Source organism: Pedobacter cryoconitis, assembly GCF_014200595.1.
Taxonomy (GTDB): domain Bacteria; phylum Bacteroidota; class Bacteroidia; order Sphingobacteriales; family Sphingobacteriaceae; genus Pedobacter; species Pedobacter cryoconitis_C.
In genome coordinates, this window is sequence record NZ_JACHCG010000002.1 from 389,881 (window position 1) to 412,906 (window position 23,026).

The following is a 23,026-nucleotide window of genomic DNA, read 5'->3' on the forward strand; positions in this document are numbered from 1 at the left end:
TTCGGGTTTTCAGGAAATAACGCCATTTGCTGATATTACAAATAATTATCTGATAAACTGTAGGTTAAGCATGTATTATAAATGTTAAATGTGGATAAAAAACATATATAATTAATGATTTATTAACATTGAAAGCTAAAACGTTGTATTTTTTATCTATACTTTTGTCCCTGCAAACTATTATGTAACTAAACGCATTGCGTTTAAAACAAAACAAAATTCATTAACAAAGAAAGTATGAAGAAATCTTTACTATTTAAAATTGTAGTAATCATTCTGTCAGTTGTGGGAACCATCTTCTCCGCAAATGCTCAGGTTACTACTTCAGCGATGACGGGTGTCGTGAAAGACGCAAAAGGCCCGTTACCTGGTGCAAGCGTTAAAGCTGTCCACGTACCAACGGGATCTGTTTATACGACTACTACTAACAGTGATGGCCGTTTTACAATCGCTAACATGCGTGTTGGTGGTCCTTACTCAGTAACCATTACTTTTATTGGATTTCAGGCTGCTAAATATGACAACCTTAATCTTAAATTAGGTGGTTCTTATCCGTTAAACGTTGTTTTATCAGACGGAGCGCAACAATTAAGCGACGTTGTAATTACAGGAAACAAAAGCAAAATTATTAACAGTTCAAGAACTGGTGCTGCGACTAACGTATCACAGAAACAAATTGAACAGCTTCCGGCAGTTTCCAGAAGTATTACTGATTTAACGAAATTAACTCCTCAGGCTAATACTAAAGGCGATGGTTTCTCTTTTGCGGGTAGAAACAGTTTGTTTAACTCACTGACTTTAGACGGTGCACAAATGAACAACGTTTTCGGTTTATCATCATTACCTGGTGGTGGAACGGGAGCTCAGCCTTTCTCTTTAGATGCATTGGAAGAATTACAAGTCAACCTTGCACCTTATGATGTAAAACAAAGTGGTTTTACTGGTGCTGGTGTGAATGCAATTACTAAAGCAGGTACAAATAAATTCTCAGGTTCGATTTATACTTATTATAAAGATCAGAACTTACAAGGTTATGATGTTGGTGATACAAAACTTGATAAATCAACTCAGACATTTTTAAATAAACAATTTGGTTTCAGATTAGGTGGAGCAATCGTTCAGAATAAATTATTCTTCTTTGTGAATGGTGAGATTTCAAGACGCGTTTCTCCAGGAACTAACTTATTAGCTAATCCAAATGCAGTGGCGAATAAATTGACAGATCCTAAAAATATGTCAAGAGTATTAACCAGAGATTTAGATCTGGTTAAAAGTACTGTATTGAATAAGTTCGGATATGATCCGGGAGTATATTCAGGATACAGCAATCAACAAAATGCAGATAACGTTACTGCACGTTTAGACTGGAATATCAACGATGCAAACAGATTAACTGTACGTTATAATTATCTTAAATCTTTCAAGGATGCAGGTGTAAGTACTTCGAACTCTAACACAGGACGCGGACCTTCATTAACTTCCATGATTTATGATAACATGAGATATACACAATATAACAATATCAACTCCGTAACTGCGGAATTAAACACGCGTTTCAGTGATAAATTTGCAAATAATCTGCAATTGGTATATACTGGCTTCCGTGATTACCGTAAAGCAAAAGGGAATCCTTTCCCTGTAGTGGATATTGAAGACGGAAATGGTTCTAACTATATTTCATTAGGTACAGAGCCTTTCAGTGGTTTAAATACCTTAAATCAGGATATCTATACTTTAAATGAAAACTTTAACATTTTTGCAGGTAACCATACCATCACTGTTGGTGGTTCTGTAGGATATCAGAAATTTCAAAATGCATTTGCTCAGTTCTTATATGGACAGTTCAGATATAAAAGTGTATCAGATTTCGTTGCAGCAGCAAATGGTAATACCTCTATCAATCCTCTTTTATACCAGTTAACTTACTCAACTGATAAAAATAACCCACTACCTGCGGCGGCTGTTTTCAGCCAGATGCCGGTTGCAGTTTATGCACAGGATGAGTGGTACATCAAACCTAACTTTAAACTGACTTACGGTTTAAGATTTGATATGCCAATCTATACTTCAACAATTCAATCTAATCCATTGGTTACTGCGGCAACTTTCCGTGATGGCGAAAAATTAGATGTTGGAAAATTACCTAAAACTCAGATCTTGATTTCTCCACGTGTTGGATTCAACTGGGATGTTAAAGGTGATGGTACTGTTCAGGTTCGTGGTGGTTCTGGTATCTTTACTGGTGCTGTTCCTGCGGTATGGTTAACTAACCAGGCTGGAAATACAGGTTTAGGATCTGGTAACGACTTTTTAACTAATCCAAAAAATCGTCCGTTCAGCCCTGATCCTTCAGCTTATATTCCTGCTAATCCAGCAAACCCTGCAACATTTGCAATCAACCAGGCTGCTAACAACTTTAAAGTTCCACAAATCTGGAGATCAAGTTTAGCTGTTGATTATAAGTTACCGGGCGGTTTAGTGGCTACTGTTGATGGATTATATACTAAATCATTGAATGAGGTATTCCACAGAGATGCGAACTTAGTTAACCCAACGGCTAATCTTACAGGTTCAGGCGATACACGTCCTTACTTCCCGGGTGGTAATGCAAACAGAATTAATCCATTCCTAACGAATGCTATTGTGTTTGATAACACAAACAAAGGTTATGCATGGAGTTTAACTGGTCAGATTCAAAAGAGTTTCGGATCATTTGCTGACATCATGGTAGCTTATACCAGAAGTGATGCACGTGATATTACTTCAACTCCAGGTTCACAAGCTGCTTCTGCTTTTAATGGTAACCAGGTTGCTGGTGACCCAAATAAACCAGTATTGGCTTATAGCAGTTTCTTAGTTAAAAACAGAATCATTGCAGCTGTTAATTTCAACTTCTCTATTATCCCTAAATTACCTACATCAATTGGTGTAGTATATGAAGGTTCTCCTTATGGTGATGCTTTTGGTAACACAAGGTTCTCTTATGTTGCTTCAGGAAACATTAACAATGACAACTCTACTTTTAACGATTTAATGTACATCCCTAAAGACCGTAATGATATTCGTTTAGTAGATATTCCAGCTGTTGCAGGCAGAACTACAGCAGAAACTGCTGATCAGCAATGGGCAAGGTTAGATGCTTATATTAATCAGGATAAATACCTGAGCAAACACAGAGGTCAGATTGCTGAAAGAAATGGTGCTGAATATCCTTGGGCAAACCGTTTTGATATCAGAATCTTGCAACAGATCAAAACTGTTTTTGGTTCAAAATCTAATAGCAGATTCGAAATCTCTGTTGATATCATCAACTTTGGTAACTTGTTAAACAAAAACTGGGGTTCAACAAAAATCCCTTCTTTAACAAACTTTATGCAATATAAAGGTGTAGTTAGTCCTACAAACCTGATTCCTACTTATACTGTAAGTCAGGATTTATCTCCATCTACTTTCAGAGTGAATACTGATCTTCCTTCAAGATACCAGATTCAGGTTGGCGCAAGATATAGCTTCAACTAAGTTTCTAAATCTTTTAATCAAACCCCATTCTGATGAATCAGAATGGGGTTTTTTCGTTTCTGCCTTTTTAGTGATCCGGATCACTTTTCTGTCATATTAGGTTAAACAATAAAATTGGTATATTTAATTTGTGTTTATTTGCAACCGAATGAACGTTCAATTAGAAGATACTTCCGGAAAACGTGTCGCTGTCCTAAACAGTACACTCGCTCTGATCAAAGAGCATGGCTTCCATGGCGCCCCCATGAGTTTAATTGCTAAACATGCTGGTGTTGCTGCTGGCACTATATATCACTATTTCGATTCCAAAGAAACCCTCATTTTAGAGCTTTATGTTCATGTGAAGGATAAGCTGGCATTAGCGATATCTGCTGGTGATGACCCTGAAAAGCCCTATAAAGACCGGTTTTTCAATTTGATGATCAATCAGTTTAATTTCTATGTAGAGAATGAGGACTCTCTTTTTTTTCTCGAGCAGTATATGAGTTCTCCTTTTGCCAAGAACTTTCCTGAGTGTGATAGTCAACTATTTGCAGACAAGGTGATTACATTGTTTCAATATGGCATAGAAAATGCTCACTTCAGAAATATTGACTCGAGGCTGCTTGCCCCGACGATCAAAGGGACGCTTGTTGCCGCTGCAACTTTCCAGTTATCTGAGCAAATTGTGTTTTCTCAGGAAGATATTCTCGAAGTAGTCAGCATCATATGGGATGGAGTTAAAAGGCAATAACATGAATAGTAAAACAAATACCCTTAATATATATATGAAACCTCACAAATTAATTTTAATGATGCTCGTCTGCATACCAGCTCTTCTGCCAGGACTGGGATTCGCCCAGACGACAGTTAGAGAGCAGCCGACGCTGAGCAATGCAACCTTGCAGGAATGTATTGATTACGCTTTAAGCAATAAGCCTGGGGTACAACAAGCACTGATTGACGAAGAGATTGGAGAGCGGGATATCAAATCAGCGTTATCTGGTTGGTTGCCTCAAATTAATGGTACTGGAACAGCAAACCATAATTTTAAGCAGCAGTCTCAGATATTGACTACAAACGGACAGTCTTCTTTACTAACTTTTGGTGGTAAGAACACTTCATCTTTTGTATTGCAGGCTGATCAGCAGTTTTTAAATGCCGGATTGATCCAGGCCTCGAAATCTGCTAAGTTTTACAGACAACAGTATAAGCAAAGTACAGAAAATACAAAGATCAGTACTATTGTTGATGTTAGTAAAGCGTTTTATGATGTACTGACCAGCAAAGAGCAATTGAATATCATTGCAGAGAATATTGCCAGACAGGAAAAACAGTTAAAGGATGCTAAGGCGCAGTATGATGCTGGTCTTGTTGATAAAACTGATTTTCAAAGAGCTCAGATTAGTTTAAGCAACTCTCAGGCTGACAGAAAAAGGACCGATGAGTTATTGAAATATAAGTATGCTTACTTAAGAGAGTTAATTGGGTACAGCGCTGAGAAGCCTTTCGGTCTATCTTTTACTTCAAGAGATATGGAGAATGATGTCATGATAGACACTACTCAATTGTTAAACTATCAAAACCGTGTGGAATACCGTTTGCTGGAAACACAGAGAAGCTTGCAAAAGATTACAACAAGTTATAATAAATGGGCCTATTCTCCTACACTTTCTGGTTTTATCAATTACGGATGGAATTACCAGAATAACTCGCTGAGCAATTTATATGATCAGAATTTCCCAAGTTCGGTTGTTGGATTGAAATTATCGGTGCCAATCTTCCTTGGAGGAAAACGGACGCAGGAAATCAGAAAATCGCAGTTACAAGAGCGTAAGATTGATCTTGATTTAGTGAATACGAAAAACAAGATCAATACGCAGTATGAGCAGGCAATCGCTACATATAAAGCAAATCTGAACGATTTAAATACGAATAAAGCGAATGTTGAAATTTCAAAACAGGTTTACAACACGATCAAGCTTCAGTATGATGAAGGGATTAAAACCTACCTGGATCTGACAACATCAGAAACTGACCTTCGTACTGCACAAATTAATTATCTGAATTCATTATATAACCTCCTTTCGTCAAAATTAGACGTAAAACAAGCATTAGGGATAATCACCGTAAACCAATAAAAGACATGGACATTAAATACATAAAATTAGGCATCTTAATCCTTGGTTCAGTAACATTAGCATCTTGCGGTGGCAAACCTGCACCGCAGCAAGGACCTCCTCCGGCTACTCCGGTAACAACTTATACGGTCGATGAACAACCTGTAACTACTGTGGATACTTATCCTGGTGTAGTTGTGGCCCTGAACGAGGTTGAACTTCGTGCGCAGGTTGGTGGTTATATTACAGCGATCTATGTAAAAGATGGTCAGCGTGTAACTAAAGGACAAAAACTATATGAAATTGACCGTACTAAATATCAGGCGGCTTATAACTCAGCTCAGGCGAATGTAGCGGTGGCGAAAGCAAACCGTGATAAAGCGAAGAAAGATGCTGACCGTTATACTAAATTAGCACAGCAGGAAGCAATTGCTAAACAACGTGTGGATTATGCATTGACTGACTTAGCGAATGCTGAATCACAAATTGCTGCTGCTAAGGCAAACCTTGCTTCGGCTGCGAATGATTTACAACGTTCAATTATTGTTTCCCCATTAAATGGAACGATTGGTATTTCACAGGTAAAACTGGGCGCTTTAGCTTCTCCGGGTACTACACTATTAAATACGGTTTCTACAAATGATCCGATTGCAGTTGATATTCCTGTAAATCAGGGAGAGATCCCTCGTTTTATCCAGTTGGAGAAAAACACAGCTGCGGTTAAGGATTCTCTTTTCAGCATTCAGCTTCAGGATAACAGTATTTACAAACGTCAGGGCAGAATTATTGCGATTGACCGTGCAGTTGACCCTCAGACAGGTACCATCAAAGTAAGAATCAGCTATCCTAACGAAGGTGGCAGACTTATTTCTGGTATGAACGTGAATTTGCAGGTATTGAATAAAGCTGCTGGTAATCAATTAGTGATTCCTTATAAAGCTGTTACAGAGCAATTAGGTGAGTTCAACGTTTATGTGGTTGGTGACAGCAGTAAAGCAGCGCCAAGAGTAATTAAAGTTGGTACACAGGTAGATCAGAATATCGTAGTGAAAAGCGGTCTGAAAAAAGGTGAAGTTATTGTAGTGGATGGTGTTCAGAACGTAAGACCGGGTGCAGTAGTACACGCAGGAACAGCAGCAGAAGCAAACGGACAGCAACCGGCAGCGGCTGCACCAAAGAAATAGTTATTATAAGAATTTCAAGAATATGATATCAGAAGTATTTATAAAACGACCGGTCACGGCGATCGTCATTTCCATATTAATTGTACTGATAGGAGCGATTGTGATCACCACATTGCCGATCAGTCAGTATCCGAGTATTGCCCCGCCTACGGTTACCGTTACTGGTACGTATACAGGAGCTGATGCGCAAACGGTAGAACAAACGGTAACTACACAAATAGAGAGTCAGATTAACGGTACGCCGGGCATGAAGTATCTTTCTTCAAATAGTACATCAGATGGTCGTTCGGCGATTACTGTAACTTTTGATGTAGGTACGAATATCGACATTGCTGCACTTGATGTGCAGAACAGGGTAGGTATCGCACAGCCGGGTTTACCTGAAGCGGTTCAGCGTTTAGGTATTACGACTAAAAAAGCAAACAATGATATTTTAATGGTTATTGGTCTGTATTCTCCAAATGGAACGTATGACCAGAAATTCATTTCAAATTATGTCAACTTATATGTAAAGGATGCGTTATTGCGTATCAAAGGTGTGGGTGATGTGCAAGTGTTCAGTCAGCCGTTTAGTATGCGGGTTTGGTTGGATGCAGGTAAATTAGCGAGATTAGGTTTAACGCCAGCACAGGTTTCTGCTGCGATTGCAGAACAGAATACACGTGCTCCGGGGGGTAGTGTAGGTGGACCGCCTCAGCAGAATTCACAGACTTTTGAATTTTCAGTGGTCATGGATGGTGATTTAAACTCTGAAGAGCAGTTTAGAAATATCGTAGTTAAAACTGGTCAGGATGGCTCTCCTGTTTATCTGAAAGATGTAGCGCGTGTAGAGTTAGGTGAGTTTGCTTATTCTACAACTGCAAAGGTAAATGGTAAAGTAGCCTCTTTAATGGCTGTTAACCAGACTCCGGGTGGAAATGCGGTTCAAACTGCTGATGGTATTGATCAGACAATGGCCGAGTTAAAGAAATCTTTCCCTAAGGATTTAGATTTCAAGATCAGTTATGAAACGGTTTCTATTATTAAAGTATCAATCAGTGAGGTAATTCACACGCTGGTTGAAGCGCTTATCTTAGTAACAATTGTGGTATTCTTCTTCTTACAGAGTTGGAGAGCGACCTTGATTCCTGTATTGGCAATCCCGGTTTCTATTATTGGTACTTTCATCTTCTTTACATTATTAGGATTCTCGATCAACGTATTAACGATGTTTGGATTCGTCCTCGCCATCGGTATTGTGGTGGATGATGCGATTGTGGTGGTGGAAGCGGTGCAGCATTATATGGACCATGAAGGACTTTCTGCTCCTGATGCTACCCGTAAAGCGATGAAGGATATCACAGCTCCGGTAATTGCGATTGCATTGATTCTTGCGGCGGTATTTATACCGGTAGGGTTTATCCCGGGTATGGTTGGTCAGTTATATCAGCAGTTTGCGATTACGATTGCTGTATCGGTATTGATTTCAGCTTTTATCGCTTTATCATTAACTCCGGCGTTGTGTTCGTTGTTGTTAACGCCAATGAACCTGACAAAAGATTCAAGAGGATTGAACAAGTTCTTCTTTAAATTTAACGGGTGGTTTGCAAGAGTAACCAACAGGTATTCGAATGGGGTTAAATGGGCTTTGAAAAAAGCACCTTTAGTGATGATTATCCTGGCTTGTATTTATGTAGGTACAGTTGGTTTATTTATTAAAAAACCTTCAGGATTTATTCCGAATGAGGATGCTGGTATTTTTATTATGGGGGTGACCTTGCCAGAAGGTGCATCAGCGGTTCGTACCAATGCGTTTATCAAAAGGATTACTGATTCTATACAAACAAACATTCCTGAGGTTAAGAATATCACTTCTGTAAGTGGTATTAATATTCTGAACAGGTCATTCAAATCGAATGCGGGTACTTTCTTTGTACAGTTGAAAAACTGGGATGATCGTAAAAAGGACGTAGCTACAGTTTTAGGCGAAGTTTCTAAAACATTTGCTGGTGATAAGGACGGAAGTGTGCTTGCAGTGACACCGCCACCAATTCCTGGTTTGGGTATCAGTGGAGGTTTCTCGATGCAGATTCAGGAAAAACAAGCTGGTGATATCAAGAAGTTTGAGGGGGTTGTAGGTAAGTTCCTGGCTGCTGCGAACCAGCGTCCGGAAATTGGATTTGCTTATACGCTGTTTAATGCGAGAACGCCGAATTATCAGCTTCATGTTGATCGTGATAAGGTGAAAAGGATGGGCGTTTCTATCGGAGCGGTATATAGTACGATTTCTGCTTATCTGGGTAGTAGTTATATCAATGACTTCACGAAATACGGACGTAGTTTCCGGGTAGTTTCTCAGGCGGATACGAATTTCCGTAGCAGCATTGAAAACTTAAATCAGATTTATGTAAATAATAGTGTTGGAACACCTGTACCTCTAAGTGCTTTTGTTTCTTACAAGATGACTGAAAATGCGTCTATTATTAATCACTATAATATGTTCAGGTCGATTGAGATTGGGGGAGCTGCAAGACCTGGAAGAAGTTCTGGTGATGCGTTACAAGCCTTAAGAGAGGTTGCTGCACAGACTTTACCACAGGGTTATACTTATAACTTCTCTGGTTTAAGTTTGGAGGAAACTGAGGCTGGTAACAGTACGACACTTATTTTCGGTTTGATTGTGGTGTTTGTATTCTTATTATTGGCTGCATTATATGAGAGCTGGTCAGTTCCTTTCTCTATTTTATTAGCGGTTCCACTGGGACTATTCGGAGCGATCCTTGCCTTGATATTCTTACCAAAACTGGATAATAATATTTATGCACAGGTTGGTCTGATCACGCTGATTGGTTTATCTGCTAAGAATGCGATTCTGATCGTCGAGTTTGCAAAGGAACGTGTGGATTGGGGTATGGAGTTAATTGCTGCGACTATTGAAGCGGTTAAGTTAAGGTTACGTCCGATTATCATGACTTCATTAGCATTTATTTTAGGGGTTATTCCTTTGATTATCTCTTCGGGTGCTGGTGCGGTATCTCGTATGACTATTGGATGGACGGTAGCTGCGGGTATGCTTTCGGCAACGATTCTTGCTTTGTTTATTGTTCCTGTACTGTTTGTACTGATCACTAAGCTGGCTTATGGTAAAAAGAAATTAGCCGAGTTAGAGGCGAATTATAAACCAGAAGAACATGCGGATGTGCTGCATGCGGATTAAGCATTACTAATTTTATAAAAAGGCCTTCTCACAATAATTAGTGAGAAGGCCTTTTTTTGTGGGGTTTAGTTTTTTATTAAATACAATAGACTGGGATTTAATTTTTTGGAACTATCTAAATTTGGGAAGAAGGAAAGGAAGAAGAGAAACATGAAATTGCCGGATTTACTGCGCTATCCATTGAAGAAATAGAAAGCGTGTAAATAGAAGTGGCTGTATCGTTAACGATACAGCCACTTCTATTAAGTATATATCTTCTTATTTTACTTCAAAGCTGTAAGTAGCACCTTGCCAGATCGCTTCATAAGCTTTACCCTGATGCTCACCTTTTACCTTTTGGAATTCGGCTACTTCGATCACATATCTTCCTGGCCAGATCGGCGTAAACTGAACATTACCATTTTCATCTGTTTTGGTTTCTTTAGCCCATCCTGAAGGAGAGAATATCGTAACTGTTTTAGCTTTTGCAGCCTCTTTGTTTAAAGATGCAGTTAATTTAATAGTTTGGTTCACTTTTACTGGCGCATTGTTATCCAGTTTTAAATTCAATACGTTAGTGTTTGCCGCAGGGGTACTGATTTTTCCAACGTTAACATTGGTACTCGCCAGAAAGTGATACTTAGTGGTACCGCCAAGTTCTTTGGCTTCATGGCTGACTTCTAAATTGTATGCGCCATTTTTATCAGGTGTAAAGCTGCTTGTAAATGAATTGCTATCTGCCGTAAGCTTCAGCTGAGTTCTTTGCTGATCGGGGCCTACAAGCCATAAAGTGAAGTCTTTGACATCAGAGTACCATTTAGATACATTTTCTCTTTCGTTAGACACATATTCACCATAATAGACTTTTACGGTTTGCGACTGACCGATTTTTCCGGTATTACCGGTTTCTATCCAAAGTGCATGTGCAGAAACTTTGCTGGTGATTAAGCAGAATAAAATGCTCAGGGTTAAAAAGGCTAGTTTTTTCATCTTTATATAATTAATAGGGTTTTAAATTGTCTCCTGTAATTCTGGTTTTGATATTTTAAGAGGTTTGATTTCTTTGACTGAAGCTGATTGCGCAGGCTTCGTATTTTTAGTCCCCTTTTTCTTGAATTTGCGACCATACCAGATCAGAAAACCTGTGATTGGAAGGGAGGCACCAATTAAGGAGGCCAGGAAGGCCAGTACTTTACCAGGAAAGCCAAGAATACTGCCTACATGAATATCGTAATTCATTTTACGGATCTTGCCACCCATTCCGGCATCTGCATAAGATGAGGAATAGATATCATCAGATTTCAGCTCTTTTAAAGTGTGCTGGTCAAAGGTATAGCCTACGTTGTTGTAAAACTGACCTGCACTAGGGTATACTGTAATATTTATAGCAGATTTTGCCTCAGAAGTATCAGGGAAACTGTAATAGAATCCAATTGACTTCGGATGTTTAGCGGCGACTTTCTGCCATGCTAAATCCATCGCTTTTTCCGGGGTGTAAAATTTGTTTGCCTGTAAGGAATCAGACTCCAGCCTTTTGAATTCGGTTAGTTTTTCTCCCGTAGTAACCCAGTATAAACCTTCGCTATACCATTGAATACCATAAACCATACCTGTAAGTGCTATAGCCAGCAGGAACAGCAGGGAGTAAAATCCAAGCACATTATGAAGATCAAGGTTTACTCTTTTAAAAGAAGCCCCCCATTTAATCTTAAAGCTTTTATCGCGGGTAGATTTGTTCCATTTTTTAGGATACCACCAGATCATTCCTGTAATCAACAGTACTACAAATACCATTGTACCATAGTTTACGATAGGTCTTCCGATTTTATAGGGCATCCATAGAAAGCGGTGGCCGTTCAGTATAAACCTGAAAAAATCAGCTTCCCCTTTTTTACGTTCTACTGAACTAACTACCCTTCCTGTGTAGGGATTAATCTTTAAGGTCACTCCACCACTTCTGCGTTCTTTGGATTTTGGGTCTTTCAGAGCGAGTGTGATGACACGCCCTTGCTGATAGGTAGCATAAGAAGCGGTCAGCTTCGGGTACAAACCTTTTGCAATGGTGGTCAGCTGAGTAGGAGTGAGAACGGCCTTATCTTGTTTTTCTACTTTAGTCTCTGGCTCAAGCAGCGCAGTAATCTCTTCATTGAATACCCATATACAGGCAGTAATACAAACTATTAAAACGATAACTCCGGAAGCAAGGCCCAGCCAAAGGTGCAGCCATTTATTGATCCTTGTAAAGAGTGAATCCGTTTTTTTCTTTTTTTGAGGGGTTTGCTTAGTTCCGGTAATCATTATTTGTTGTATGTTATAAAAAAGAATAAAGTTGCCTGATAAAAATTTGCATGTGTTATTTCTTTTGTGTTTATTTAGACTTGTTATTAACAATAGGCAAAAATAACGTATTCGAACTACGAGTTTTGCAGCAAAGTGTACGAAATCAGCAGTCGGAATGGTAGAAGTTTATATTAAACAAGGGGAAGATATATTGATTGAGTCAATCAGTATCAGTAAACGAGCACATGTTTCTGTGCATAAAGCAAGTGTAAAATCAATAGACTCAGGAACTTTATTGTTTCTTCCGGATACTACTTTTGATAATAATTTTGCTGCTACTTTACCTGTTGAGCTTTCTGGTCATCAGTTGTATAAAATTGGATATGATATTCAGAAAGTATTGAATGAGCTTACCGGCCGCAGTTTGGGTAAGTATGCTAATTTTTATACGAAGCTTAAGATCTGCGAGATTATTGTGATGGTTATTGAATCGCAGGAAGAGGCTGCCGATCCTGTGCATAAATGGAGTAAAAAGGATATCGCCAGTTTTGAAATGGTTTCCAAAGTAATCAGCCAGAATCTCTCTAAGAATATTTCTATCGCAGGCTTAGCTGAAAGGGCAGGGATGAACCGTACTAAACTTCAGGCAGGCTTTAAAGAGATCATGGGGCAGACGATTAATAGTTATGCTTCTGAGCTTAAAATGCAAAAGGCGAAGGCATTATTGCTTAATAAACCTGGCTATAGTTTGAAACAGATTGCAGCTGTAGTAGGGTATAGCTGTGGCAATCATTTTTCTGCCGCGTTTAAGAAAAAATTCAATTTCTCCCCGTCTTCTTTGAAGAATACAGCAAATCTGATGTTCTCCTTATGGTTATGGGATTTTATGTTACTTTAAAAAAGGGCATAAAAAAAGAGCTTGTTTAAAACAAACTCTTTTTAGCTATATCGTATAAAGGTTACTCGTAGTTGAATTGTCCTTTTTCACTGGTAATGGTTACTTGTTTATGCGTAGATTCTTCTACACGACCGATGATTTGTGCATCGATGTTAAAGCTTTTAGAAATTGCTATAATATCATCAGCGATTTCCTGAGGTACATATATTTCCATACGGTGACCCATATTAAATACTTTGTACATCTCTTTCCAGGCCGTTCCTGATTGTTCCTGAATCAATTCAAAAAGTGGCGGAACGGGAAATAAGTTATCTTTAATTACATGTATATTATCATTGATAAAGTGAAGCACTTTAGTTTGTGCGCCACCACTGCAATGTACTAATCCGTGGATTTGGTTTCTGTGTTTTTCTAATACTTTTTTGATAACAGGTGCATAGGTACGGGTAGGAGAGAGTACCAGTTTTCCAATAGTGATCTCTGTGTTTTCATCAATACGGATTTTATCGGTCAGTTTTTTACCACCTGAGAAAACAAGATCGTAAGGTACAGCTGGATCAAAGCTTTCAGGGTAGCTGTCTGCTACTGATTTATCAAAAACATCATGACGGGCAGAGGTTAAGCCATTAGAACCCATACCCCCATTATATTCTGTTTCATAGGTTGCCTGACCTGAAGAAGATAGTCCAACAATAACATCTCCATTTTGAATGTTGTGATTACTGATCACTTCATCACGCTTAATGCGGCAGGTGACAGTTGAATCTACAATGATGGTACGTACCAGGTCACCTACGTCGGCAGTTTCACCGCCTGTAGAATAAATGGAAATACCCATTTCTCTGAGTTCGGCAAGAATTTCTTCTGTTCCATTGATAATAGCAGCGATAACTTCTCCTGTAATCAGGTTTTTATTTCTGCCAATTGTTGATGATAGTAAAATATGATCTGTAGCGCCAACACAAATTAAATCATCAAGATTCATAATGATCGCATCTTGTGCAATGCCTTTCCATACAGAAATATCACCGGTTTCTTTCCAGTATACGTAAGCTAAAGAGGATTTAGTACCTGCACCATCAGCGTGCATAATATTACAGAAAGTATCGTCATTACCCAATATATCAGGGATGATTTTACAAAATGCTTGTGGGAAAATACCCTTATCTATGTTTTTGATGGCTTGATGCACATCTTCTTTCGAAGCCGAAACGCCACGCTGGTTGTACCTGTTATCACTCATATTGCTGCAAAGATAGAGAAACGTCCGAATGTAGACGATTCAAACAAAAAAAAATAACCTCTGCGTTTTAAGCGCAGAGGTTATATCAATAAATTAATGGAATTCTATTTTAAAAATAATAACTCTCTGAATTTTGGTAATGGCCAAACGCTGTCGTCTACAATTTGCTCTAATTTGTCAACGTTGTAACGGATGGTATCAAAATGAGATTTAACTTTCTCATCGTAAGCGATAGCTTTCTCTCTTGAATCTTCAATGGTATTGGCAACTTTACGAGCTTCTAACATTTCATCAATTGTAGTTTTTACGATTGACAAGTGATCAGATAATTTGTTGATGATTGCCAATGGCGCAACTAATGCTTCTTTTGGTAAGCCTAATTCTTTAATGCTTTTTGCATTCTCCAATAAGGTGTTCTGGTAAGCAATACAAGCCGGAATAATCATGGTATTCGCAACTTCACCCATTACTCTGGCTTCAATCTGTAATTTTTTGTAATAACTTTCTAAAAGAATGTCATGACGTGCATGCAGCTCACGTTTAGTGAAGATGTTTGCTCTTTCAAATAATTCAGTTGATTTCTCAGAGATATAAGCATCTAATGCTAATGGAGTAGTTTTGATGTTCGCAAGACCACGTTTAGCTGCTTCATCTTCCCAGTCCTGGCTGTAACCATTTCCTTCGAAACGAATATCTTTTGATTCTTTGATGTATTTTTTGATGATGGTTAAAAGAGCGATGTCTTTTTTCTCACCTTTTTTGATCAGTTTATCTACTTCAACTTTAAATTTAACCAGCTGATCTGCCATGATAGAGTTCAGAACTGTCATCGGTGCTGATGAGTTTGCTGAAGATCCTACGGCACGTAATTCAAATTTATTACCTGTAAAGGCAAATGGTGAAGTACGGTTACGGTCAGTATTATCTAATAAGATTTGTGGGATTTTAGGGATACCTAACCACAATGCGTTATCTTCTTTAATTTTTTTGCTGATACGTGAGTGTTCGATTTCATCTAATACTTCGTTCAATTGCTGACCTAAGAAGATAGAAATGATTGCCGGTGGTGCTTCATTTGCGCCTAAACGGTGGTCATTACTTACTGAAGCAATACTCGCTCTTAATAAATCTGCGTGTTCATGTACGGCTTTGATTGTATTCACAAAGAAAGCAAGGAACATCAGGTTGTTTTTAGGCGTTTTACCTGGAGCTAGCAGGTTTTTACCTGTATTGGTGATTAATGACCAGTTGTTATGTTTACCTGAACCGTTGATACCTGCATATGGCTTCTCATGTAATAATACTTTGAAGTTATGACGTCTGGCAACTTTTTCCATCAGATCCATCAATAATTGATTGTGATCGATAGCCAGGTTGATTTCTTCGTATAATGGTGCACATTCAAATTGCAATGGTGCAACCTCGTTGTGACGTGTTTTTAAAGGAATACCTAATTTAAAGGCTTCATTTTCAAAATCTACCATGAAAGTGAATACACGCTCAGGGATTGATCCGAAATAATGATCGTCTAATTGTTGTCCTTTAGCGGACATATGACCAAATAAAGTACGGCCTGTTAAAGCTAAATCCGGACGTGCGTTAAATAAAGCAAGGTCAACCAGGAAATATTCCTGCTCAATACCTAAAGAAGCGGTTACTTTGTCAATTCCTTTATCGAAATATTGACAAACGTCAACTGCTGCTTTGTCTAATGCGTTTAATGCTTTTAATAAAGGAGCTTTATAATCTAATGCTTCACCTGTATAAGCTACGAATACAGTTGGAATGCATAAGGTTTTTCCTGCTTTACTTTCCATAATGAAAGCTGGAGAAGAAGGGTCCCACGCAGTGTAACCTCTGGCTTCAAAAGTATTTCTGATACCACCATTCGGGAAACTTGATGCATCTGGTTCTTGTTGTACTAATGCGCTACCTGCAAATTTTTCTACCGGACCATCAATCGTAGGTTCGAAAAAAGAGTCATGTTTTTCAGCTGTTGAGCCTGTTAATGGCTGAAACCAGTGTGTATAGTGTGTAACTCCTTTAGACATCGCCCAATGTTTCATCGCTGTAGCGATCTGATTGGCATCATCCTGATTAATTAATTCACCCTGATCGATTGCTGAGATTAGTTTTTCATAGACTTCTTTAGATAAGAAATCTTTCATTTTCTTTTTATCGAACACGTTTGAGCCAAAAAACTCAGAAATTTTGACTGATGGAGCCTTAACTTCTGGTGAAACTCTGGTTTGTGCCTCTTTTAATGCGTTTGTCCTTAAGCTTTTCATTAGTTTCTTTAAAATTTGATCAAAAATATAATTTTTATAATTAATTATTGAATAATTCTGACTAAAAAATCAATTATCAATATGTTAATTAATGGTATTTCAGGTTTTTTAATCCTTTTGATTACGGTTTTGTTCCTTTAATCCTGCTTTTTAGGCTTTAATGCTGGTTTAAAGAAGGATTGCTTTTTTTATTAAATTGATGTTATTTTTTGGAATTTAGTCATTTCTATCCTTATTATTTGAAGATAATCTTGTTTTTATGTTAAATTTCTGCTCAAAGGCTTAGAATATTTACATTTGATCAGAATTTAAAACACGAAACGACATTATGTTCAAAAGAATTCATCACGTTGCTATTATTTGCACCGATTATACGGTTAGTAAAAATTTCTATGTTAATATATTAGGTTTAACAGTCATTCAGGAAGTATACAGGGCTGAACGGAAATCTTATAAATTGGATTTGTCGGTAAACGGGCTTTATCAGATAGAATTGTTTTCTTTTGAAAATCCTCCTGAAAGACCATCCAGACCCGAAGCAGCAGGTTTGAGGCATTTGGCTTTTGAGGTTGATGATGTAGCTGCTGTTGCGGCTGCATTGAATGCTAAAGGAGTGGTGACAGAAGAACTGAGAATTGATGAGTATACGGGTAAGAAATTTACTTTCTTCACTGATCCTGACGGATTGCCGCTTGAAATTTATCAAAGCTAAATGGGTAGCATTTTCAGATTTAAACAGTTTGCAGTTGATCAGACTGGTTGTGCGATGAAAATAAATACAGATGGTGTCCTTTTAGGAGCTGTAGCAGAACACCCGGCTCCTGTAAATATTTTAGATATAGGTACTGGAACTGGCGTAATTGCGCTGATGATGGCACAACGTTTTTCATCCTCTCTTGTTCATGCGGTTGAAATTGACGAGTCTGCTGCATTAGCGGCATCAAAAAACTGCCTGAACTCTCCGTTCGCTGACAGGACGGATGTGTTTCATTCTTCCTTCGAAGAATTTGATACTGATTTGAAGTATTCACTGATTGTTTCCAATCCTCCTTACTTTGTAAATGATTTAAAGAACCCGGAAAAGCGGAAGGAGATTGCCAGGCATGCGGATGAGGATTTTTTCGGCTTATTGTTGAAAAAGGCTGCGGGGATGCTGACTGAGGATGGATTACTTTGGCTCATTCTTCCGGTGAAACAGGCAGAGTCTGTGGTGGTAAATGCGGTACTTCAAAAACTTTTTCCTTCAAAGATCGTTCATGTGTATTCGGATCAGACCAAGACTTCTTTCAGACAGATTATTTGCCTTGGTTTTTCTGATAAGCCAGTTTTAGAAGAACATTTATATATATATGAAGGACAAAATATATATACGGATCAGTATAAATATTTGCTCAGGGATTTTTTACTGGCCCTTTAAACAGTTTTTAATAAATTTTAACGGCATTCTAAATGAAAAAAATTGGATTAATTTCAGATACGCATGGTTACCTGGATGATGCGGTTTATAAGCACTTTGAAGATTGTGATGAGATCTGGCATGCAGGAGATTTTGGGCCTGATGTTGCGGAAAAGTTAAAAGCATTTAAACCATTAAAAGGAGTGTACGGAAATATCGATGATAAAGAGATCAGAGCGGAGTTTCCAGAGCATCTGCGTTTTAACTGTGAAAATGTGGATGTTTGGATGACTCATATTGGTGGATATCCCGGAAAATATGCTCCAAATATAAAGGGTGAAATATACACTAACCCCCCGAAGCTTTTCATCACTGGTCACTCTCATATCCTAAAAGTGATGTTCGATCCTAAAATTGGCTGTTTACATATAAACCCGGGTGCAGCGGGTAAATCTGGCTGGCATAAAGTTAAAACTTTAATTCGTTTTTGTATTTCGGAAGAAAAAATCCATACCTTAGAGGCCATAGAAATAGGTAATAGGTAACGTATAAAGTACACTAAGTATATATGTCGGGTATAAAAACATTAGGGCAATTCATTATTGAGAAACAGGCTGATTTCTCTTACGCAAAAGGAGAACTTTCAAGATTATTGAGAGATATTGGGATCGCCGCAAAAATTGTTAACCGGGAGGTGAATAAAGCAGGGTTAGTAGACATTCTCGGGGATGCAGGGACAGTGAATATCCAGGGGGAGGGGCAGAAAAAGTTAGATGTTTTTGCAAATACCCAGTTTATTTCTGCGCTGACCAGCGGAGGAGAGTGCTGTATCGTTGCAACTGAGGAGGAAGATGATTTCGTCCCTATTGATTCGCCGGTATCTAAAAATGCAAAATATATTGTGTGTATTGATCCTTTGGATGGTTCTTCAAATATTGATGTCAATGTAGCTGTTGGAACTATCTTTTCTATTTACCGCAGAAAATCTGTGGAAGGGATGGCTACTTTGGCTGATGTGCTTCAAAAGGGTACAGAGCAGGTGGCAGCAGGTTATGTAATCTACGGTTCTTCAACGATGCTGGTTTATACCACTGGTAAAGGGGTGAATGGTTTTACGCTTGATCCTTCTATCGGTGAATTCTGTTTATCTCATCCGAATATGAAAGTGCCTAAGGATGGTAGTATCTATTCGATTAATGAAGGAAATTATGTGCATTTCCCTATGGGGGTAAAGCAGTATCTGAAATATGCGCAGGTTCATGATGAGGCAACTAACAGACCTTATACTTCGAGGTATATTGGTTCTATGGTCGCTGATATTCACCGCAATTTAATTAAGGGTGGTATTTATATCTATCCAACTACAGCAAGTTCTCCAAATGGAAAGCTGAGGTTATTATATGAATGTAATCCAATGGCATTTATTATAGAGCAGGCTGGTGGTACGGCTTCTGATGGTTTCAGAAGGATTTTAGAGATACAGCCTGAGGAATTACACCAGAGATCATCTATTTTTATTGGTTCGGAGAAAATGGTGAAAATGGCAGAAGAACTGATGGCAACTTATGCGGTAACTGATTCGAAAATTAAAACTGCTTAGTTTTATTGTAATATAAATAGGGACAGATTTAAGCTGTCCCTATTTTTTTATAATAAGGTTGCTCTGTTTTTTTCTGCTTCGAATTCTGTATCGATTTGCTGCGTTGCTTTGTCTTTGGAGGCTGCGACAGCTAATACGTCACATCTTTCGTTTTCAGGATGTGCATTGTGTCCTTTGATCCAGATGAATTTGATATCATGTAATTTGTGTACTGCCAGGTAACGAATCCAAAGGTCTTTATTCTTTTTATCCTTGAATCCTTTTTTAACCCAGCCGAATACCCATTTCTTTTCTACGGAATCTACAACGTATTTAGAGTCTGAGTAAATGGTAACCTGTGCGCCTGGTTGTTTGATGGCATTGAGTCCTTCGATAACTGCGAGTAGTTCCATTCTGTTATTGGTTGTCATGCGGAAGCCTCCGCTTAATTCTTTGTAATGACTACCTGAACGCAATATTACGCCGTATCCTCCTGGTCCTGGGTTTCCGCTTGCTGCACCGTCCGTGTAAATTTCAATCATTATAATTTCTAATTACTATAAACAAGGTTATAGTGTTTAATTTGTGTAGAGGGCTAAATTAACAAAAGAAAATGTAAAAGGGGGTAAGGAGAGTTTGTTTTAAGAAGGAGATAAGGATAGTCTATTAGGGAGAGCCCTTATGCTGCCGAAAAATTGAAGTCAAAAAAAAAGCAGTCCCGAAAGACTGCTTTTATACTGATTTTATAATGGGGTGGAATATGGGGCTCGAACCCACGACCCTCGGTACCACAAACCGATGCTCTAACCAACTGAGCTAAAACCACCGTGTTTTTCAGTTTGACAAAAGTACGAATTATAATAACGTTAGCAAATTATTCTGAACTAAAATCTGAATTATTTTTTAAACTATTCATAGACAGTAATTTAAATTTTAATAAAATTTTAAAATATATGTTTGATTTGAGGACGTGAGGGTAGATAAATGACTTTTTTGGGAATTTTCAAGCATTAGATATAACGCTTCTTGTGTCAGATAACTGAAACCCGAAGGTTTTTTGTATTACCTTCAAAAAAAATAAATGGCTTTATCATAGTGTAAAAGGTACAATTAACATCATTGTATCATAAATACTTAAAAAGTGTTAAAATTTTCTTTTTGTTAGAAAAGAATATTACATTTGAGCTTACCCTTTCGAGGGTATGTTTTTCATAGGTAGATGTAGGGCCGGAAATTTATTTTCGGCCCTTTTTTGTTTCTATAGGTTCCGTATCTTTACCGCCTCTATGAAGAAGAAGAAAATCATCGTCGCGATCACCGGAGCCAGCGGTTCTGTATATGCTAAACTCTTATTGAATAATTTGCTCCAGTTGACTGATCAGATTGAAACGGTAGGTGTAGTGATGTCTGACAACGCAAAAGAGGTTTGGCGTTTTGAATTAGGCAATAGTGATTATGAGCAGTATCCTTTTACTTTTTATCCAAAAATGGATTTCAATGCTCCTTTTGCTTCCGGGTCTGCAAAATTTGATACGATGATTATTATTCCTTGTTCTATGGGGACTTTAGGAAGAATTGCCCATGGTATTTCTAATGATTTAATTTCAAGAGCTGCTGATGTCATTTTAAAAGAGCGCAGGAAACTGATCGCTGTAGTGAGAGATACGCCCTTTAGTCTGATTCATATTAATAATATGAAAACAGTGACTGAAGCAGGAGGGATTATCTGCCCGGCCAACCCATCTTATTATAGTATACCTACAACGATCGAGGAAGCAGCACAAACTGTTGTAAGCAGGATTATAGACCTTGCAGGATTAGAACAGGATAGTTACAGGTGGAATGAAAACCAGGATTCCTAGCATAAAGATAACCCGCAGTACATAATTTGACAATGAACAAATGTTTGGGGTTAGGTAAACATTAATCTAAAAACTTATCTTTGCACCTCAAATGAATGCTGATATATTCGGCGTTATGCAATAATGTATAATGTTTATTAGCCTCATAACAATATATTTCAATGAAGAAAGTAGCATTTTATACACTGGGTTGCAAGTTAAATTTTTCGGAAACTTCAACTATCGGACGTCTTTTTACTGATGCAGGTTATGCTGTAGTAGATTTTACTGACGCCGCGGATGTATATGTCATCAATACCTGTTCTGTAACAGAGCATGCGGATAAGAAGTGCCGTAAGGTAGTGAAGGAAGCTCTTAAATATGCGCCAAACGCTTATATTACTATTGTAGGTTGTTATGCGCAGTTGAAACCTGTTGAAATCGCTGAAATTGAAGGTGTGGATATGGTACTGGGTGCGGCTGAGAAATTCCGGATTGTAGAGTATATCTCAGATCTGACCAAATTGCCAAAAGCTGTGATTCATCAGCAAAACATTGAAAAAGTTAATCATAATTTTATAGCTGCTTATTCTATAGGGGACAGAACACGTACTTTCCTGAAAGTTCAGGATGGTTGTGATTATCCGTGTACCTATTGTACGATCCCGCTTGCAAGAGGTGGCAGCAGAAGTGATACCATCGAAAATGTGGTTAACCGTGCCAGACAAATTGCAGAAAGTGGTGTAAAAGAAATCGTACTGACCGGCGTAAACCTTGGTGATTTCGGTATCCGCGACGGAAAACGTGAGGATAAGTTCTTTGATCTGGTTAAAGCTTTAGATGAAGTAGAAGGTATCGAAAGAATCCGCATCTCTTCTATTGAGCCGAATTTATTAAGTAATGAAATTATCAGCTTTGTAGCTGCTTCTAAAAGATTTGTACCTCATTTCCATATTCCACTGCAATCTGGTTCTGATAAGATCCTGGGACTGATGAAAAGACGTTACCGCAGAGATTTATATACGGAACGCGTAGCAACAATTAAAGCATTAATTCCTGATTGCTGTATCGGGGTAGACGTCATTGTTGGTTTCCCGGGAGAAACTAAAGAAGATTTTCTGGATACGTACCAATTCCTGAACGAACTTGATATTTCATATCTGCATGTTTTTACGTATTCGGAGCGTGAACAGACTGAAGCTGCTGAAATGGCTGGCGCTGTTGCCGGAAGTACACGTGCTGACAGAAGTAAAATGCTGCATATCTTATCTGATAAGAAACGCAGAGCTTTTTACCAGTCACAAATCGGAACTGTTGGAGAAGTTTTATTTGAGGATGATCAGAAAAATGGTTTCATGCATGGTTTTACCAAGAATTACGTTAAAGTAAAAGCTAAATATGATCCTGTAATGGTTAATGAAATTAAAATGGTTAAACTAATGGAATTAACTGCGGACGGTGAGGTAGAAGTTATGGAAACTGAGCAAGTTTTAGCACATTAATCTTATATTCGCGTAAAAAAAT

17 protein-coding genes and 1 tRNA gene are annotated in these 23,026 nt (G+C 38.2%); 12 read left to right on the forward strand and 6 right to left on the reverse strand.

Annotated elements, in window-relative coordinates; all coding sequences use genetic code 11:
- Window positions 1-237 precede the first annotated feature (237 nt).
- The 5 genes from HDE70_RS15670 (at window position 238) to HDE70_RS15690 (ending at window position 9,998) form a co-directional block, all read left to right on the forward strand.
- Window positions 238-3,519: a TonB-dependent receptor gene (locus HDE70_RS15670; RefSeq protein WP_183868065.1), complete on the forward strand. Its 3,282-nt coding sequence runs from the start codon at window positions 238-240 to the stop codon at window positions 3,517-3,519.
- Window positions 3,520-3,667: 148 nt separating this feature from the next.
- Complete coding sequence (locus tag HDE70_RS15675) at window positions 3,668-4,252, forward strand: TetR/AcrR family transcriptional regulator (protein ID WP_183868066.1); 585 nt, start codon at window positions 3,668-3,670, stop codon at window positions 4,250-4,252.
- 34 nt (window positions 4,253-4,286) lie between these two features.
- On the forward strand, window positions 4,287-5,639 hold the full coding sequence (locus HDE70_RS15680) for a TolC family protein (protein ID WP_183868067.1): 1,353 nt from the start codon (window positions 4,287-4,289) through the stop codon (window positions 5,637-5,639).
- A 5-nt stretch (window positions 5,640-5,644) separates the two neighbouring features.
- A complete protein-coding gene (locus tag HDE70_RS15685) occupies window positions 5,645-6,802 on the forward strand; it encodes an efflux RND transporter periplasmic adaptor subunit (RefSeq protein ID WP_183868068.1) in 1,158 nt (385 codons plus the stop codon).
- A gap of 22 nt (window positions 6,803-6,824) precedes the next feature.
- On the forward strand, window positions 6,825-9,998 hold the full coding sequence (locus tag HDE70_RS15690; RefSeq protein ID WP_183868069.1) for an efflux RND transporter permease subunit: 3,174 nt from the start codon (window positions 6,825-6,827) through the stop codon (window positions 9,996-9,998).
- 258 nt (window positions 9,999-10,256) lie between these two features.
- Here the strand turns inward: HDE70_RS15690 and HDE70_RS15695 are convergent, their stop codons facing one another.
- Window positions 10,257-10,967: a DUF4198 domain-containing protein gene (locus HDE70_RS15695; RefSeq protein WP_183891181.1), complete on the reverse strand. Its 711-nt coding sequence runs from the start codon at window positions 10,965-10,967 to the stop codon at window positions 10,257-10,259.
- Window positions 10,968-10,988: 21 nt separating this feature from the next.
- Window positions 10,989-12,275 (reverse strand): PepSY-associated TM helix domain-containing protein, encoded by a 1,287-nt coding sequence (locus tag HDE70_RS15700; protein ID WP_183891182.1) that lies wholly within the window; start codon window positions 12,273-12,275, stop codon window positions 10,989-10,991.
- Window positions 12,276-12,432: 157 nt separating this feature from the next.
- On the opposite strand from HDE70_RS15700, the gene HDE70_RS15705 reads away from it, so the two are divergent.
- Complete coding sequence (locus HDE70_RS15705) at window positions 12,433-13,155, forward strand: AraC family transcriptional regulator (protein ID WP_183891183.1); 723 nt, start codon at window positions 12,433-12,435, stop codon at window positions 13,153-13,155.
- A 61-nt stretch (window positions 13,156-13,216) separates the two neighbouring features.
- Here HDE70_RS15705 and HDE70_RS15710 read toward each other — a convergent pair whose 3' ends face one another.
- Entirely contained in the window at window positions 13,217-14,398 is a 1,182-nt protein-coding gene (locus HDE70_RS15710; protein WP_183891184.1) for an AIR synthase-related protein, read from the reverse strand.
- A gap of 104 nt (window positions 14,399-14,502) precedes the next feature.
- A complete protein-coding gene (locus HDE70_RS15715) occupies window positions 14,503-16,686 on the reverse strand; it encodes a glutamine synthetase III (protein ID WP_183891185.1) in 2,184 nt (727 codons plus the stop codon).
- 328 nt (window positions 16,687-17,014) lie between these two features.
- Between HDE70_RS15715 and HDE70_RS15720 the strand changes: the two genes are divergently transcribed.
- The 4 genes from HDE70_RS15720 to fbp are packed head-to-tail and all read left to right on the forward strand — an operon-like array spanning window position 17,015 to window position 19,682.
- Window positions 17,015-17,398 (forward strand): VOC family protein, encoded by a 384-nt coding sequence (locus HDE70_RS15720; RefSeq protein ID WP_183891186.1) that lies wholly within the window; start codon window positions 17,015-17,017, stop codon window positions 17,396-17,398.
- Complete coding sequence (locus tag HDE70_RS15725) at window positions 17,399-18,103, forward strand: tRNA1(Val) (adenine(37)-N6)-methyltransferase (protein ID WP_183891187.1); 705 nt, start codon at window positions 17,399-17,401, stop codon at window positions 18,101-18,103. It begins immediately after the preceding gene.
- 32 nt (window positions 18,104-18,135) lie between these two features.
- Window positions 18,136-18,627: a metallophosphoesterase family protein gene (locus HDE70_RS15730; RefSeq protein WP_183891188.1), complete on the forward strand. Its 492-nt coding sequence runs from the start codon at window positions 18,136-18,138 to the stop codon at window positions 18,625-18,627.
- Window positions 18,628-18,650: 23 nt separating this feature from the next.
- Window positions 18,651-19,682, forward strand: a complete 1,032-nt coding sequence (fbp, locus tag HDE70_RS15735) for a class 1 fructose-bisphosphatase (protein ID WP_183868080.1) — start codon at window positions 18,651-18,653, stop codon at window positions 19,680-19,682.
- A 47-nt stretch (window positions 19,683-19,729) separates the two neighbouring features.
- Here the strand turns inward: fbp and rnhA are convergent, their stop codons facing one another.
- A complete protein-coding gene (gene rnhA / locus HDE70_RS15740; protein ID WP_183868081.1) occupies window positions 19,730-20,203 on the reverse strand; it encodes a ribonuclease HI in 474 nt (157 codons plus the stop codon).
- A 207-nt stretch (window positions 20,204-20,410) separates the two neighbouring features.
- A tRNA-His gene (locus HDE70_RS15745) sits at window positions 20,411-20,487 on the reverse strand.
- Between the two features lie 460 nt (window positions 20,488-20,947).
- On the opposite strand from HDE70_RS15745, the gene HDE70_RS15750 reads away from it, so the two are divergent.
- On the forward strand, window positions 20,948-21,523 hold the full coding sequence (locus HDE70_RS15750) for a UbiX family flavin prenyltransferase (RefSeq protein WP_183868082.1): 576 nt from the start codon (window positions 20,948-20,950) through the stop codon (window positions 21,521-21,523).
- Between the two features lie 161 nt (window positions 21,524-21,684).
- Entirely contained in the window at window positions 21,685-23,004 is a 1,320-nt protein-coding gene (mtaB, locus tag HDE70_RS15755; RefSeq protein WP_183891189.1) for a tRNA (N(6)-L-threonylcarbamoyladenosine(37)-C(2))-methylthiotransferase MtaB, read from the forward strand.
- Window positions 23,005-23,026 lie beyond the last annotated feature (22 nt).

Excerpts from the sequence above, each read along its gene's own strand:
- HDE70_RS15730 (WP_183891188.1), top strand. The coding sequence starts at position 18,136 with ATGAAAAAAATTGGATTAATTTCAGATACGCATGGTTACCTGGATGAT.
- mtaB (WP_183891189.1), top strand. The coding sequence starts at position 21,685 with ATGAAGAAAGTAGCATTTTATACACTGGGTTGCAAGTTAAATTTTTCG.
- HDE70_RS15685 (WP_183868068.1), top strand. The coding sequence starts at position 5,645 with ATGGACATTAAATACATAAAATTAGGCATCTTAATCCTTGGTTCAGTA.
- HDE70_RS15715 (WP_183891185.1), bottom strand. The coding sequence starts at position 16,686 with ATGAAAAGCTTAAGGACAAACGCATTAAAAGAGGCACAAACCAGAGTT.
- HDE70_RS15695 (WP_183891181.1), bottom strand. The coding sequence starts at position 10,967 with ATGAAAAAACTAGCCTTTTTAACCCTGAGCATTTTATTCTGCTTAATC.
- HDE70_RS15680 (WP_183868067.1), top strand. The coding sequence starts at position 4,287 with ATGAAACCTCACAAATTAATTTTAATGATGCTCGTCTGCATACCAGCT.
- HDE70_RS15710 (WP_183891184.1), bottom strand. The coding sequence starts at position 14,398 with ATGAGTGATAACAGGTACAACCAGCGTGGCGTTTCGGCTTCGAAAGAA.
- HDE70_RS15720 (WP_183891186.1), top strand. The coding sequence starts at position 17,015 with ATGTTCAAAAGAATTCATCACGTTGCTATTATTTGCACCGATTATACG.
- HDE70_RS15705 (WP_183891183.1), top strand. The coding sequence starts at position 12,433 with ATGGTAGAAGTTTATATTAAACAAGGGGAAGATATATTGATTGAGTCA.
- fbp (WP_183868080.1), top strand. The coding sequence starts at position 18,651 with ATGTCGGGTATAAAAACATTAGGGCAATTCATTATTGAGAAACAGGCT.
- HDE70_RS15690 (WP_183868069.1), top strand. The coding sequence starts at position 6,825 with ATGATATCAGAAGTATTTATAAAACGACCGGTCACGGCGATCGTCATT.
- HDE70_RS15675 (WP_183868066.1), top strand. The coding sequence starts at position 3,668 with ATGAACGTTCAATTAGAAGATACTTCCGGAAAACGTGTCGCTGTCCTA.
- rnhA (WP_183868081.1), bottom strand. The coding sequence starts at position 20,203 with ATGATTGAAATTTACACGGACGGTGCAGCAAGCGGAAACCCAGGACCA.
- HDE70_RS15725 (WP_183891187.1), top strand. The coding sequence starts at position 17,399 with ATGGGTAGCATTTTCAGATTTAAACAGTTTGCAGTTGATCAGACTGGT.
- HDE70_RS15670 (WP_183868065.1), top strand. The coding sequence starts at position 238 with ATGAAGAAATCTTTACTATTTAAAATTGTAGTAATCATTCTGTCAGTT.
- HDE70_RS15700 (WP_183891182.1), bottom strand. The coding sequence starts at position 12,275 with ATGATTACCGGAACTAAGCAAACCCCTCAAAAAAAGAAAAAAACGGAT.
- HDE70_RS15750 (WP_183868082.1), top strand. The coding sequence starts at position 20,948 with ATGAAGAAGAAGAAAATCATCGTCGCGATCACCGGAGCCAGCGGTTCT.